Origin of the sequence: Mycobacterium sp. E1747, from assembly GCF_001667775.1 — a bacterium.
Classification (GTDB): domain Bacteria; phylum Actinomycetota; class Actinomycetes; order Mycobacteriales; family Mycobacteriaceae; genus Mycobacterium.
Genome location: NZ_LZJI01000231.1, coordinates 1 through 14294 on the forward strand (window position 1 = coordinate 1; position 14294 = coordinate 14294).

The following is a 14294-nucleotide window of genomic DNA, read 5'->3' on the forward strand; positions in this document are numbered from 1 at the left end:
ACGGGGGCAACCGCGCAGCAACACATTTCACCATCCCGAGAAACTGCTGCGCGGTGAAGACGACGATGACGACGCGGCATAGGTCAGGGGTCGACTCTGCCAGCGCGGCGTCGAGCAGACCTACCAGGTTTGCTCCGCCGCGCGCACCAGCATGTGATTGACCGCGACCCGGCGATCGCGGGTCACCATGAACAACACCGCGTCGGCGATGTCTTCGGGCCGCAACCTCACCATGCCGGCGGTCTGGCGTTCGAACGCCTCCCGGGACGGCTCGGCGAGGTGGCTGAAGATCTCGGTATCGACCGTTCCGGGCCCGACCACGCCGACACGCACCCGTTGGCCGAGCACCTCTTGCCGGATGCCCTCGCTGAAGGCGTTCACGCCGAACTTGGTCAACGAGTAGACCGCCGTGTTCGGCCGAGCGACCCATCCGGCGGTCGAACTGATGGTGACCAGGTCGGCGACACCACGCGGTGAGTCGGAGGCGGCGTTGATCAGATGCGGAAGGGCCGCGCGACTCACGTACAGGACCCCTTGCACGTTCACCGTCACCATGGCGTCCCAATCCCGCAGCGACGCCTCGACCGCGGGGCCCGACTGCATCAACCCGGCGTTGTTCACCACCGTGTCGAGCCGGCCGAACTCCGTCACGGCGCGCTGGACGGCCGCTGACACCTGATCGGCGTCGGTGACGTCGGCGGCCACGGGAAGCGCTGCGCCTCCGGCGGATTCGATGTCGGCCTTCAGTTCGGCAAGCCGGTCCGCGCGGCGCGCCAGCAGGGCCACCGCCGCACCCTCGGCGGCCAGCGCCCTCGCCGTAGCGGCGCCGATACCGCTGCTGGCGCCGGTCACCAGGGCCGCGGTGTGTGCAAGTGTCCCCGTCATGTCCCACCCGTCGTCGAGCGGGCCGCCTCCGATGGCGCGCCCAGTATCCCGTGTAGCACATAATCGGTGCGCTCGCCCAGGTTTGGGGCGCCGCGAGCGATGCGCGCCTCGTTGCGTGCCATCCGCCAGGACGGCCCGACGATCGGCCGCGGACCCTCACGGTGATCGCTGGCGAGCCGATACAGCTCGCGGTCGCGCGCCGACATGGGAGCCCTCCTGAAGCGGTCAGGGCTTCGCGTATCCCGCCACGCGGCCGAAAGCGGGCGCCGTACAACCACGCACCGACGCGGCCGTTCCCTCGGCTGGAACAATGGGTCGAATGACTCGACGGCCAGGTGGTGGGAGGGTCGGCGTCCCGACCGCTCGGCTGATGTGCGCCGGGCTGCTCGTTGCGCTGGTGTGCGGCTGCCACTCGACGCGGCACGCGGCCGTCCCCTCCTCGTCGACCACTACCGCCGCAACCACCGCGATGCCCACCACAAGCGCGTCGCCCGCGCCGATCGTGAAGATCGCGCCCCTGCCCGTGCGCCCGGTCAACAAGTCGCAGCCGGCCAGCCCGCAGAAGTGCCCGGCCACCGACCCGAATCATCCGGTGGCGCCGAATGATTCCTTCACCGCGTGCGATGTCGGCCGAACGACCCTGTACGCGCTCGGCCCCGAGACGATGCAGCTCGGGCTGATCCATGTGGAGCCACCGAAGTCGCTGACGGCGGGCTTCTACGACGTGACCCTTACCCTCGACCCCTCATCGGCAGCCACGTGGGCGTCATATACCGCCGCGCATCTCAAAGACCATGTGGCCTTCATCCGCGACAATCTCGTGCTGGAGGCGCCAATCATCGAAGAACCCGTCACTTCGGGGCGCATCGCGCTGACCACTCAAACGGCCGAGGGAGCTGCGCATTTGGCCCAGCTCGCCGGCCGTCCGTTGTGACGTGACCACGACGGGCACCGATCGGCTCGGCTCGGCTCGGGTTGCTGAGCGTATTCGGCTTCCGCCAATGTCGCCGCGATCGACCGGCTGCGCCCATGCGTCAAAGCGGGGCGGCGGCCGTTGTCCGCCATCCAGTGACGGCAACAGACCGCGCCAGGTCATGGCCCGCGGCGGTTAAGTGCAGGGAACCCCATGTGGGCCGCCGATCCACTGACCGGGCGGCGACTGCCACGGACAAATCTGCTTGACCTGTCCCGGTGGCAGCGGGTTCCAGTGACCGTTGTCCACGACGTGCGGGCCCGGCGGAACCGGCGGCGGCCACGGTCCTGGGTGCGCCTGCGCCATACCGGTACCGAGGCCGAGGGCCGCCGCGCTCAACGCGCCGACGACCGCGGTCCTACCTGCAAATTTCTTGACGTTCACTCTGCTGGCCTCCTCTCGGTCCCGTGGCCTCCATCCGGAGCGCCCGCGGTGTGCGGGGATAGACCGATCTCACGACCCCAATTTGTCCCACTAGATTACCCCCGCTCGCGACGTAGCAAACCGCGCCAGCGTTCAGCGGGTCCCCACCTGCGTGGACTCAGCCGTTCGCGCGACGGGCGAATGCCGGCGCGTGCTCGGGCAAGACACCCACGCCGACGAAGTAGGCCGGCACGATCGACAGCCACGGCAATCGTTGCATCAGGCCGAGGAGTGCCGCCGGTGGGGTGGGGTCCGCCCCGCGCAGCAACGGCCCGAGCAGCATCCGGTGCAGCGCCTGCTGCACCAATTGCGTCACCACCGTCGGAAAAATGCGCCGGCGGTGCACCGCCGCGAGGTCGCGGTCACCGACTCGGTGTCGCCGCAGCGGTTCGGCCAGGACGGTCGCGGCCGCGACGGCATCCTGGATCGCCAGGTTGATACCGACGCCGCCCAGCGGCGACATCGCGTGCGCCGCGTCGCCGATGCACAGCAGCCCGTTGGTATGCCATCGACGCAGCCGATTCACGTGCACGTCAAGGTGTTTGACGTCGTCCATCGATTGCAGCGCCGCCACCGACTCCGGCATGTCGGGCAGCAGCTCTTCGACGTCACGGCGAAACGCGTCTATGCCGCGCGCCCGCAACTGGGCGTCCGTGCCCTTGGGCCCAAGGTAAGCGATCTGGAAGTAGCGCTCCCGCGGGATCACGGCAAGGCCCTTGCCCGGACCGAGGCGAGGGAGGAAGGAGTATTCCACGTCTTCCTTGTGCGGCAACCGAAACCACCACACGTCGAACTTCACCGGGAACTCACGCGCTTTCAGTCCCGCCTCCCGACGAGCGATCGACCAACGGCCGTCGCAGGCAACCGTCAGCTCGGCCCGCAGTTCGCCCGGGCCGTCCGGCCCGCGGTAGCGCACCCCGGCGACCCGGCCGGCCTCCCATACCAGCCCGGTGACTTCGGTGTTCATCCGCAGCGAGAAGCTGGGCTCCGCCTGAGCCGCGTCGGCCAGCAGGTTGAGCAGGTCCCACTGCGGCACCATCGCGACAAAGGGATGGGGCTGGCGCAACCGCTCGAAGTCGACGTAGGTCACCGACCGCCCGTTGGATTCGAGTTTGGCGGTGCGGACCTCGGTGAAAGGCAAGGCCGCGAAGGGTTCCCACAGGCCCAGCTCGTCGAGCAAGCGCATGGTGGTCGGATGGACCGTGTCGCCGCGAAAGTCGCGCAGGAAATCGCCGTGCTTCTCCATCAAAGTGACCTGCACACCCGCCCGAGCCAGTAGCAGCCCCAGGACCATGCCGGCCGGTCCGCCACCGATGATCGCGCAGGTCGTCGTCTCGGCCATCGGAGCCGTCAGAACTCGACGTCGAAGACCGAGACGGGATCGAGGATCACCCCGGTTTCCTCGACGTAGCGATCCCACAACGTCAGCAGCTCGGCCAGCTTGTCCGGGTGCGAGCCGGCCAGGTCGTGAATTTCGCCGGGGTCCGCCGCGAGGTCGTAGAGCTGCCAGCCGCCCGGACCGTACGGCGCCGGCAGGTGCAACGCCTTCCAATCCCCCTGGCGAATCGCCCTGCGGCCGAACAGCTCCCAGCCCGTCCCGGTCTCGGCGTCGTGAACGGTCTCGGCACCCCCCGACAGGTAACCCACGAGAGAACGGCCGCGCATCGGCGCTACATCGCGCCCGCGGTAGGACGTGCCGGGGTGCGCCGCGCCCGCCAGTTCGAGCACGGTCGGGGCGATGTCCATCACGGTGCTGAACGCGGTGCCGATCTCTCGCTGCCGCGCAAACCCCGGCCAGGTCACGAAACCGACCACGCGGATCCCGCCTTCGGTGGTGAACGCCTTGTGCAACCGCGACGGCGCGGTAGCGGCTTGTGCCCACCGTGGGCCGTACCAGATGAAAGAGGAGGGCCGGCCCAGGTTGTCAAGGCTATTGTCGCAATGCTTTTCGATCTGCGCGACGATTCGAGCCCCGACCAATGGCATCGCCTCGACGATCGCTCCCTCGGCTCCGTTGTCGGACAAGAAGATAACGACGGTGTCGTCCAGTTCGCCCCGGCCCGAAAGGTAGTCGAGCACCCGGCCGATATTCCAGTCCATCCGGTCGACCATCGCGGCGTAGACCTCCATGCTGCGGGCCGACAACGCGCGCTGCTCATCGGTCATATCGGCCCACTCGGGGGCCCCGTCGGCGACGACCGGGTGCGCCTCGACGTCCGGCGGGCACAGGCCCAGCCGCTTGAGCGCCGCCAGTCGCTCCTCGCGCAGCGCGTCGGGTCCGGCGTCATAGCGGCCACGGTATTTCGCGATGGATGCGTCCGGGGCCTGCAGCGGCCAATGCGGCGCCTGGAAGGGCAGATACGCGAAGAACGGCCGGTCGTCGCCGGGCGCACGTTCGCCGAAATACTGCAGCAGCTTGTCGGTGTAAAAGTCCGACGAGTAGAAGTCATCTCCCACGGTGACGAACTGGTCGTCCTCGGTGTAAAGCGTTGGCACGGGCGAGAAACTGCGCGCACCACCGCCACCGAAATGGCTGGCCCCCGCCGGGAGCAGCGCGAACGAGCGCTCGAAACCGCGCGCCCAGGGCGACCTGTCGATCGTGGCGCCCAGGTGCCACTTGCCCGACATCAGCGTCAGGTATCCCGCGTCGCGCAGTAGTTCCGGCAACGCCACCACCCGGTCGTTCAGGTAACCCTCGTAGCCCGGCGCGCCGCGGAACGCGGGACCCGCGACCTCCAGCATGGTGCCAATGCCGGCGATGTGGTGGTCCGTCCCCGTCAGCAGCATCGCCCGGGTGGGTGAGCAGGCCGGCGCGGAGTGGAAGTCCGTGAGCCGGATTCCCGCATGCGCCAGCCGATCGAGGTTCGGCGTCTCGATTTCGCCGCCGAACGCACCGATATCGGAAAAGCCGAGGTCGTCCGCCACGATCACGAGGAAGTTGGGCCGCTTCACGCTGAAGCATCCTGCCAGGTCCCGCGGCCGAGCGGAATGCCGCCACGACGGGGCCTCGTTATTGTCGGGGCGGGGTTGTCCGCCTTCGGCTACACCGGAAGGGCTCTGACATGCTGGCAGCTTTTGAAATGTCCATTCCGCTGGTCGCCGCCCCGATGGCGGGCGGCCCGACCACCCCCGCAATGGTGTCGGCCGCGACCCGCGCGGGCGGCCTGGGCATGCTTGCCGCCGGCTACAAGACCGTGGAGGCCGTGGAGGCCGAGGTCAAACAGGTCCGCGCTGAGGGAATCCCGTTCGGCATCAACCTGTTTGCACCCAACCCGCTGCCGGTGGACCGCGGGAGCTATCGCACTTACGCCGCGATCGTGCAGCGCGACGCCGAGCAATTCGGGCTGACGCTGCCTCAGGCCCCGATCGAGGACACCGACGGGTTCGACGACAAGGTCGCGCTGCTGCTCGACGACCCGGTTCCCATGGTGTCGTTCACCTTCGGCATCCCGCCGCGCGCGGTAATTGCGGCGCTGCGCAAGGCGGGCAGCGTCGTGGTGCAGACGGTGACCACGCCCCACGAGGCGGTGCAGGCGCGCGACGCCGGGGTCGACATGCTCGCCGTGCAGGCGGCGGCCGCCGGCGGTCACTCGGGCACACTCTCGCCGCGGGAGCCGCTGACGCCGGTGCCGATCGCCGAATTGGTCGAACGGATCGTCGCGGCCGTGTCCTTGCCGGTGCTGGCCGCCGGCGGGCTCGCCACCCCCGCCGCGGTGGCCGAGGTGATCCGCGCGGGCGCCGCGGCGGCCGCCGTCGGGACCGTTCTGCTGCGCGCGGACGAAAGCGGCGCCTCGGCCACGCATCAGGCGGCCCTGACCGATCCGGAGTACACCGAGACGGTGCTCACGCACGCCTTCACCGGTCGGCCCGCCCGCGGGTTGCGCAACGCGTTCATCGACGCCCACGAGGCTCAGGCGCCGCTGGGCTATCCGGCCATCCACTACCTCACCAGCCCACTGCGCAAGGCGGCAGCCGCGGCGGGCAAGCCCGACTACGTGCACCTGTGGGCGGGCACCGGCTACCGCAATGCCACCGCCGAACCCACCGCCCAGATTCTGCGGCGGCTGGCTAGCGACCTATGAGTATTCGAAGCGGTTCAGCACGTCGTAGTTGCGAGCCCCCGCCACCCACATGACCCGATACAGCAGTCGCACCACCGTCGAGTCGATCTGCCGGTGGCCGGCCAGCGTGGACGTCTGCTCGAGCAACCGCAGCCGCGGGTTCCAAGACTCCAGTTCCCGCGCATCGCCGATACCCCACTTGATGATCCCCCGGGTGAACACCTTTGACAGCAGCGGCGCCAGCGCCGAGAGTGTGTCGAAATGCATTTCGCCGCTTTGGAATCGGTCCGTCAGACGCTGCAGCATGTCGCGGACCTGGTGTTCGCTCAGATACATGAGCAGGCCTTCGGCGATGACCAGCGTGGGGCGACCGGCCGGTACCTGGTCCAGCCACTTGCGATCGGTCACCGACGAGCCGACCATCCGATACCGCTCGGCCTCGTCGTAGAGCCGCCGCCGCAGCTCGATCACGCCGGGCTGGTCGACGTCGAACCACAACACCGACGGCGGCAGGGTGAGCCGGAAGGCACGGCCGTCGAGGCCACAACCCAAGTGCAGCACCACCGCATCGGGATGGCGCCGCAGGAACTCCGCGCACCAGTCGTCGAGCTGCTTGGCCCGCAGGGCGACCAGGTACTGGTTCGACGCCGGCAGCGAGCTTCGATGGATTCGCTTGAAGTCGTAGTCGATCCGCTCCACCGCTTCCGCCGCCGCCTTGTCACCCAGAATAGGCCGGCCCGAACGGCTTTCGTGAGCGCGCAGATAGAGCGTGACGAGGTTCGTCCATTCCACCGAGCCCCACGGCACAGAGGTGAAGTCGACTTTGTCCGTCGAGGTCATGGCTTTCTCCTTGCCGCCCGATATTCGGTCCACATCTGCATGAGCTGGTCGCGGTAGGCATTGGTGCAGAACTCACAGAAATCGCGGAAATCCTCGACGCGCTGCCGTTGTTCGGCGCGGTCCTCATCCAGCACGGAAAGGGCGAACTCGGCGGGTTCGATGCCCAGCCGCATCAACGAGAGTTGTGTTTCCAGAACGCTGGTGAACCCACCCGGCGTGACCCGATAAAGGTGTTGACGGTTCGGACTGGGCAACCGCTCCACCATGCCGCCCTCCAGGAGCTGCCGGGCGACCGTACTGATGGAGGCCTTGCTGACCGATAACGCGTCAGCCAGCTGGGTCAAGGATTGCTGCGGCGGATGACAGATGAGCAGCCACCCGTACATCCGGCCCATGGTGCGGGTGGCGCCGAGGAGCTCGAAGAACAGCCCGAGGCGATCGACGAACTCGGCCTCTTCCGGCGACATAGCTCCCCATCCCGCAACGTTCAGTCCATACTAAACGTAGTTTACGTGATGTGGGTCTTCAACTGGTCACGGGGTCTGCAGCGCCCAGCTCGATTGGATCAGGCAGAGACCCTGGAGCAGGACCACGGTGTGCTTGTCCGAACCGGACGAACCCGATTTGCTCGTGGATCGTCTGCTGAGTGTGGGCGTCCGGCTGCCAGGTGATGTGTCCGGCCATGTTCTCGGCGAACCCGATGCCGGCCAGGTGGCGGAAGGCGACCGCGAGCGCCTGCTCGTCGGACAAGTCGATCCCGATCGGGGGAACCACTGACGGCGCCCAGACCTCCAGGCCGCACCGGCGCGCATGAGGAGCATTCATCTTCGGCCTTCCGTTCTGGCTCGAATATCCTCGCGGAGCCGGCCCTTGGCAACCTTGCCGCCCGACGACCGCGGAAGTTCGTCGACCACGATGAGCCGCTCGGGCAACAGCTCCTTGGACACGCCCAGCGTCAGCAGGTGGTCGACCAGCTCGGGCAGTTCGATCGTGGCCGGGTCGACGAGTTCGGCGTAGAGGCATACCTTTTCGCCGAACACCGGGTCGGGCATCGCAACCGCCGCCGCCACGGCGATCGCCGGGTGGGTGGTGACGGCGTCCTCGACCTGCGTCGCGCTGATGTTCTTGCCGCCGCGCAGGATGAAGTCGGACGTTCGCCCGGTGACCGTCAGATACCCGGCGGCGTCGATTTCGCAGATGTCGCCCATGCGCATCCAGCCGTCTCGGGTGAACAACTTGTCGTGATCGGTCCCGCCGAGGTAGCCCAGGCTGGTCGCCGGGCCGCGGCAGGCAGGCTGGCCCTTGCCCGTCGCGGTCACGTCCCGTTCTCCATCGAAGAGCCGGACCGCCATTTCGGGCACGATCCGCCCGCCGGTGCGCAGCCGGCGTTCTCGCGTGTCGTCGACCGTGGTGGCGCTCAGCATCCCGGTTTCGTTGGAGCCGTAGAACTGCAGGATCTTGGCACCGGTGAGTTCCTCGAAGTCGGCGGCCGGCCGGTAGGGCAGCGCCTCACCGCCGGTGAACACGACACGCAGCGAGCTCAGGTCGTGGTCGCGGGTCGCGGGATCCGCCATCAACATGGTCAATTGTGTACTGACACAGCATAATACGGTGATCCGGTGCCGTGATACCGCCTCGCAGGTCGCCCCGGTGCTGAACCGTCCCAGGCTGACGGCGGTGGCGCCGAGATAGATCGGCGTGGTGTGGCTGGTCCATAGCCCGAAGCCGAACGGCGTTGGGATGACCGGCAGGAAAACGTCTTCCGGCGTCAGCATCCCGTTGGCGACGGCCTTCTGGTGGAAGTAATGCCAGCGATTCTGGGTGTGCACCACGCATTTGGGCAGGCCGGTGGTCCCGGATGTCGAGTTGATGAGGAAGACATCGTCGGGTCCGAGTCGGGATTCGGGGGCAAGCGCCCTGGGCACCGCCCGAACGTCGAGTCGTGGCGGGCCGGCGTCCGCGCCCAGCGTCAGCGTGGGCAGCGCAAGCTCTTCGGCGACGGCCGCCGCCGTCGCGGCGCGCTGTTGGTCGCTGATGAGGATTGCGGGCTGGGCGCTGCGCAGTATCGCAGCGACCTCACGGGCTCCGGCGCGCGCGCCGACGCCGACGACCACCGCGGCGCACCGCTCGATCGCGACGAACAGGACGTGCAGGGCGGCGGAGTCGCCGTGCCACACCGCCACTCGGTCACCGGGCTCGATCCCCGCGCCTGCCAGCCCCTCGGCCAGAGCGCCTGCGGCATCGTCGAATTGGCGCCAGCTCAGTGGCGTCCCAGGATGGTCGACATAGGCAAGCCGGTCCGGCGACCGTTCGGCGTTGCGGCGCACCGTGTCCGACAACGTCGTGTCCGACCAGAATCCGGCGGCATGAAACCGGGCCGAGTCCTCGTCGGTGAACGCCGGCGAGGACTCGATCTCCATCAGCCGATGATAGGAAAGCGCCCAGTGGCCGAGTCGGCTGACGCGCCGCTAGGGGTTTTGCGGGACCGGAGCCGGGGCGTCGTGTTGGGGGTCGGCGACGGGACCCGGCGGACGGGGTCGGGGTTTATGGCAATTGCGCGTGCAACCGCAGTTCAGGCCGATGATGCAGCCGCCTCCCCCGACGGGTTGCACCGGCAGGGCGCCACCCGGGGCCGGCGGGGGCGCCGGCGTCCCGCTCGACGACGTATTCGCGGCGTGGGTGACCAGGTCTGCGTCCGACCAACCGAACGCCAAGAGGAGTGCTGCGAAGACACCGCAAACCGCGGCCACGGGCTGGGCTTTTCGAATCTTCACAATCTCCAGTGTTCTTTCTCGCCGCGCGGCGGGGGCAATTTAGGCGGCCGGGCTAGGGATTTGGTGGCGTGGAGGCGGGAGGGGCGTGCTGTGGATCGCCGGCTACAGCCGGCGGACGTTGGCGTGGCGACGATGGGCAGTGTTGAACACATCCGCAGTTGAGGCCGATGAAACAGGGCGAGCTAGGCAGTCCGAGGGCGCTCTCGTCGACCGACGAGGATGGGGACGGCGCAACGGTTTGTGTCATCTCAGTCGTTGGGATGCCGTCGAGTGGCGTGCAGACAAGTGCGGCCAGGCAGGCGCACAATGCCGTAGCCGTCCCGGTCCGCCCGTTTCCCATGCTGACCAGAGTAGTTAGTCGCCGGCGCACGCGCAGAACACGCGGGGGTTTCAAAGGACACTCCAAGAAGCCGTCAAGAATCCTTCAAGCGCGGCCGTGGACGGTGAATGCGCTTCGCCCCTTGGGATCGGTAGCAGCCCGGGGGGGTTGCACTTGCCCCACCACCGCTGCGCCCCGCAGCGACCGACACGGAGGTTCATAGCGGATGAAAAGCAAGGCCATCGTGCTGCTGGCCGGCGGGATGCTCGCGCTGGTGCTGCTGACGCGTTACTTCGCGCTGAGCCGGGCCGGTGTGCCACTGGGGTGGATGCTCTACCTTGGCCTGCCGGTCACCGGAGCCGGCGTGCTGTTCGCGCTGCGGCTCCTCGACCTGGGCGAGGGATGGACCACCAAGGGCGGCACGACGCCACGCACCGGCGGCATCCACGCTCACCCGGCCGCGCGCCGGCGGCCCGAGCCGGCGCTATACGACCGCCTCAATCAGCTCGAGGACCTGCACGCCAGGGGCGCCATCACCGACACCGAATACAGCGCCCAGCGCCTACAGATCATCGCCAACATGTAGGTCGGGTGCCGCCTCGGCGCCTTGATGCGCCGTTACCGCGCGGACCGCGTAGATCGCGGCGCTGACCCCGAACATCGCCGCGGTCAGCAGCAGCCAGCGGCCAAAAAAGGGATCCTGCGTCTGGCCGGTCGCGGCCGAATACGTGGCGGCGCCCTGCTTGATGATGCCCGGCAGGAACACCAGCAGCGTCAGGCCCGCACCCAGCGCGGGCACCCGGAGGTGATTGATCACGGGAACCCGCTCGGTGGGGAGCCGGACGGCGGAGCGTGACAGCAGCCGGTCGAGCAACGCATAGATCGGAAACAACACCAGGTCGTGGGCGACGATGGCCGCGGCGAACCACACGATGATCGACTGCCACCACACGTGCGGGTTCCACAGCGCGACAGGCCTGACGGTGGCCACCACGTAGCCCAACAGGGCGAATCCGGCGATCAGGGTCAACAGATGCCACGGGCGAGAGCCGTAGAGCCCTACGAAAGCCGCTCGCGCGCTACGCATTTGGGGCGGACCTGAAAACGATGGATTCCACCCATTTGGTGTTGTGCACCCCCGGCAACGCGGGCACGATGATGCGCGCAGGAAAGCCATGATCCGGGGAGAGGTCGGTGCCGTTGACGCGCAGCGCCAGCAGCGCATCGGGGTGCAGCACCTGGCTGCCCTGCAGCGTCGCGCGGCCGAATGCGCCCCCGCGCTCCAACGACGAGACGTACGCCGACTCGGGTGCGGGAACGCCGGCCAGCCCGGCCAGGTCCGCCAGCCGCACGCCGGTCCAGGTTTGGGTGGTGGACCAGCCTTCCACGCAAGCGATCGGCAGCGTGGCGGTGTGCTGGGGCATGGCCAGGAGGGCGGAGCGATCCAGGACGACGGTGTGGGATCTTCCACTCAACGTGAGCCGCCAGCGCTCGCCCGTGTTTTCGGCGGAAACGCCGGCCACTACCGCGGTCCGGTTGACCTCGAAGTCGTCGGGTCCATCCCCGCGGGTGCGCCCGCGCGGAAGCAGTAGGGCCGCGGGACGCGTGTACCCACCCAATGTTTGCCCGGCGGTGATGACCCCTATGAACACCGCACCCGCGCCCACCAGCGCCAGGGCGCCGCGGCGGCTCATCGTCGCGGGGGCCGGATCCGCGGCGACCAGCCCGTCCGGCTCCCACGGTTCGGCGCGGGTCTCGGCGCGCCCGGTGCGCAGCACGTCGCCCGCGGAGATCGAGCGCAGGCCGGACCACATGGCCGGGATCTTGATCGCGATATGCACGACGAACCCCGCGATGAACACCCAGGCGCCGAAGTAATGCGCCGTGTAGAAGCTGAAACCGAAGATGTAGTCGTATTGGATGTTCAGCACGCCCGTGACGATCTCGAACAGGACACCGCCGACCAGCATCAGCAGCGAAACCCGTTCCAGCAGTTGGGCTATCGACCGAGCGGGCGGCCACGCGAACAGTCGCGGGATCACCGACCACAGTTTGGCCAGCACTACCGGGATCAGGATCAGCCCGAGCCCGACGTGCAACCCCTGGGTCAGCCGATACAGCCACGACGGGTTGGTGGGCCAATCGAACGTCGGCAGCTTCAGCCATCCGACGTCGCCGGGGATGGCTTGGCCGAACCGCGGCCCGTAGGCGATGTAGGACAGGAGGCCGGTGACAATGACGATCGGCAGCGTGACCAGCAGCACCGAGCCGAACACGGACGTCAGCCAACGTCCCCGCAGCGGGCTGCGCCAGCGCTGTGCCCGCCTGACGCCCGGCGGCGGGTGATCATCCAGTAGGCGCCACAGGCGCGCGGGAAACCCGTAGCCGATGGAGTCGGTCGGCTCGGTGTCGTCGGTCTCGGGTCCGCGGATGGGCAGCATCATCGATGATCATCCACGAGCGGACGCGGAAAATGGTTCAGATTCGGCGCTTGTTCGACGGCGGCACCGCTGCCGTCTACCTACAGCGTCGATCCGGTCACATAGCTGGTCGGCGGCGAGGCATGCTGGCCGCCAAGGCGAGCGCAGGGCTCAGCGAGTGTCAGTCGTTGCCCCGCGGCGGCGGCTGCACCTCGACGCCGGAGGAGTCGTGTTCGGGACCCGCGGCCGGATGCTCGGCCGGTACACGGTCGCGGAATCGCGTGCCCTCACTTGGGCGATCGGGGCCCGGCCGATGGACGTTGCCGCGGTAAGGGCCCGGCTTCGGCCGGGGCTTACCGCCCGGGAAGGCCAGCCGGAAGATGCTGCGGTGCACCGTCGCCCACTGCTTGCCGAATCTTCCTGAGTTGTACGGCAGCTCGTAGCGCTCGCAGATGTCCTTGACCTGCGGCGCGATCTCGGAGTATCTACTGCTCGGCATGTCCGGGTAGAGGTGGTGCTCGACCTGGTAACCGAGATTGCCGCTGATGATGTGGAACAGCGGGCTGCCGTCGATGTTCGCGGCGCCGAGCAATTGGCGCACGTACCAACCACCGCGCGTCTCGTTTTCGGTTTCTTCCTGCGTGAAGGTATAGGTCTGGTCGGGGAAGTGACCGCAGAAGATGATGGCGTGCGCCCACACGTTGCGGATCACGTTGGCCAGCGCGTCGGCCGCCAGGGTGCGCAGGTAGGTGCTTTCGACGCCGGGCGCGACCTTGTCGAGGAAGTTCGCCGCCGCGCCGACGCGGCCGCCCTTCGACACCCTGCGGAGCCTTCTGGCAATCCGCGACTGCGCCGGCTGTTCGAGCCGGCCGCGCAACGCCAGCTGGGTGAGCGCGAACGCGCCGGCGCTGATGGCCGGCCAGCCGAGGTAGTCCTTGTAGATCTGCGCGCGCGCCTTGACCCCGATGCCGCGCAGGTCCTTGCGCACTTCCGACCACGGCTTCTCGCGCTTGCGGATCGCGTCGATGTCCATGTCGTGGACGGCGACGCCCCACTCGAACAGCAGCGTCAGCAGCAGGTTGTAAATCGGTTGGCCCAGGTAGCGCGGAGCCCATTTCTGGTTGGGGTCGATCCGCATGATCTCGTAGCCGAGATCCTTGTCCTTGCCCAGGATATTGGTGAAGGTGTGATGGATGTAGTTGTGGGAGTGCTTCCACGACTCGGCGGTCGACGCCGTGTCCCAGTCCCAGACCGAGGAGTGGATGTCGGGATCGTTCATCCAGTCCCATTGACCGTGCATCACGTTGTGGCCGATCTCCATGTTCTCCAAGATCTTGGCCATGGAAAGACACGCGGTGCCCAGCAGCCACGCGGTTTTCGAGCGCGACGCCAGCAACAGCACCCGGCCGGCCACGACGATCTGCCGTTGCGCCGAGATCACGTTCTTGATGTACCGGCGGTCGCGGTCGCCGAGATCGGCGAACACCTCGTCATGAATCGCGTCGAATTCCTTCGCGAGCTTTTCCAGTTCTTGTTCTCCCAAGCGGGAAAGCGGCGATTCCGCAGGCCTTTTCATGGCAGTCGTCACAAGCCGCTCCT

12 protein-coding genes and 2 pseudogenes are annotated in these 14294 nt (G+C 67.9%); 3 read left to right on the top strand and 11 right to left on the bottom strand.

The features are described from left to right. Positions 1-120: 120 nt before the first annotated feature. Entirely contained in the window at positions 121-885 is a 765-nt protein-coding gene (locus tag A5695_RS24640) for an SDR family NAD(P)-dependent oxidoreductase (protein WP_068088673.1), read from the bottom strand. Beyond that, positions 882-1079 (bottom strand): annotated as a pseudogene (locus A5695_RS24645) (hypothetical protein); the annotation flags it as partial. The pseudogene A5695_RS24645 and the gene A5695_RS24640, both read right to left, overlap by 4 nt. Positions 1080-1204: 125 nt before the next feature. Between A5695_RS24645 and A5695_RS24650 the strand changes: the two are divergent. Then, positions 1205-1819: a preprotein translocase subunit SecD gene (locus A5695_RS24650; RefSeq protein WP_068088679.1), complete on the top strand. Its 615-nt coding sequence runs from the start codon at positions 1205-1207 to the stop codon at positions 1817-1819. Positions 1820-2399: 580 nt separating this feature from the next. On the opposite strand, the gene A5695_RS24655 is transcribed toward A5695_RS24650, so the two are convergent. Both A5695_RS24655 and A5695_RS24660 read right to left on the bottom strand, forming a co-directional pair. After that, positions 2400-3623 carry an FAD-dependent oxidoreductase gene (locus A5695_RS24655; RefSeq protein WP_068088681.1) on the bottom strand — a complete coding sequence of 408 codons (1224 nt, stop codon included), beginning with the start codon at positions 3621-3623 and terminating at the stop codon, positions 2400-2402. An 8-nt stretch (positions 3624-3631) separates the two neighbouring features. Further along, on the bottom strand, positions 3632-5233 hold the full coding sequence (locus A5695_RS24660; RefSeq protein WP_068088684.1) for an arylsulfatase: 1602 nt from the start codon (positions 5231-5233) through the stop codon (positions 3632-3634). A 110-nt stretch (positions 5234-5343) separates the two neighbouring features. Here A5695_RS24660 and A5695_RS24665 point away from each other — a divergent pair, with 110 nt between their 5' ends. Next, positions 5344-6363, top strand: a complete 1020-nt coding sequence (locus A5695_RS24665; protein WP_068088687.1) for a nitronate monooxygenase family protein — start codon at positions 5344-5346, stop codon at positions 6361-6363. Here A5695_RS24665 and A5695_RS24670 read toward each other — a convergent pair. The 4 genes and pseudogenes from A5695_RS24670 to A5695_RS24685 all read right to left on the bottom strand — a co-directional run bounded on the left by A5695_RS24670 (position 6358) and on the right by A5695_RS24685 (position 9602). Beyond that, complete coding sequence (locus A5695_RS24670; protein ID WP_068088689.1) at positions 6358-7182, bottom strand: class I SAM-dependent methyltransferase; 825 nt, start codon at positions 7180-7182, stop codon at positions 6358-6360. The two genes, A5695_RS24665 and A5695_RS24670, sit on opposite strands and share 6 nt — an antisense overlap. Next, entirely contained in the window at positions 7179-7649 is a 471-nt protein-coding gene (locus A5695_RS24675) for a GbsR/MarR family transcriptional regulator (RefSeq protein WP_068088693.1), read from the bottom strand. The genes A5695_RS24670 and A5695_RS24675 overlap by 4 nt, the downstream gene beginning before the upstream one ends. A gap of 163 nt (positions 7650-7812) precedes the next feature. Further along, positions 7813-8007, bottom strand: a pseudogene (locus A5695_RS28060) (class II aldolase/adducin family protein); the annotation flags it as partial. Continuing rightward, positions 8004-9602 carry a class I adenylate-forming enzyme family protein gene (locus A5695_RS24685; protein ID WP_068088698.1) on the bottom strand — a complete coding sequence of 533 codons (1599 nt, stop codon included), beginning with the start codon at positions 9600-9602 and terminating at the stop codon, positions 8004-8006. The pseudogene A5695_RS28060 and the gene A5695_RS24685, both read right to left, overlap by 4 nt. Positions 9603-10501: 899 nt before the next feature. Here A5695_RS24685 and A5695_RS24690 point away from each other — a divergent pair. After that, positions 10502-10861 (top strand): SHOCT domain-containing protein, encoded by a 360-nt coding sequence (locus A5695_RS24690; protein ID WP_068088701.1) that lies wholly within the window; start codon positions 10502-10504, stop codon positions 10859-10861. Here A5695_RS24690 and A5695_RS24695 read toward each other — a convergent pair. From A5695_RS24695 to A5695_RS24705, 3 genes are all read right to left on the bottom strand, one after another. Next, a complete protein-coding gene (locus A5695_RS24695; RefSeq protein WP_068088706.1) occupies positions 10838-11362 on the bottom strand; it encodes a hypothetical protein in 525 nt (174 codons plus the stop codon). The genes A5695_RS24690 and A5695_RS24695 overlap by 24 nt on opposite strands. Then, on the bottom strand, positions 11355-12719 hold the full coding sequence (locus tag A5695_RS24700; RefSeq protein ID WP_231974962.1) for a molybdopterin-dependent oxidoreductase: 1365 nt from the start codon (positions 12717-12719) through the stop codon (positions 11355-11357). The genes A5695_RS24695 and A5695_RS24700 overlap by 8 nt, the downstream gene beginning before the upstream one ends. 157 nt (positions 12720-12876) lie before the next feature. After that, on the bottom strand, positions 12877-14271 hold the full coding sequence (locus A5695_RS24705; protein ID WP_068088709.1) for an acyl-CoA desaturase: 1395 nt from the start codon (positions 14269-14271) through the stop codon (positions 12877-12879). Positions 14272-14294 lie beyond the last annotated feature (23 nt).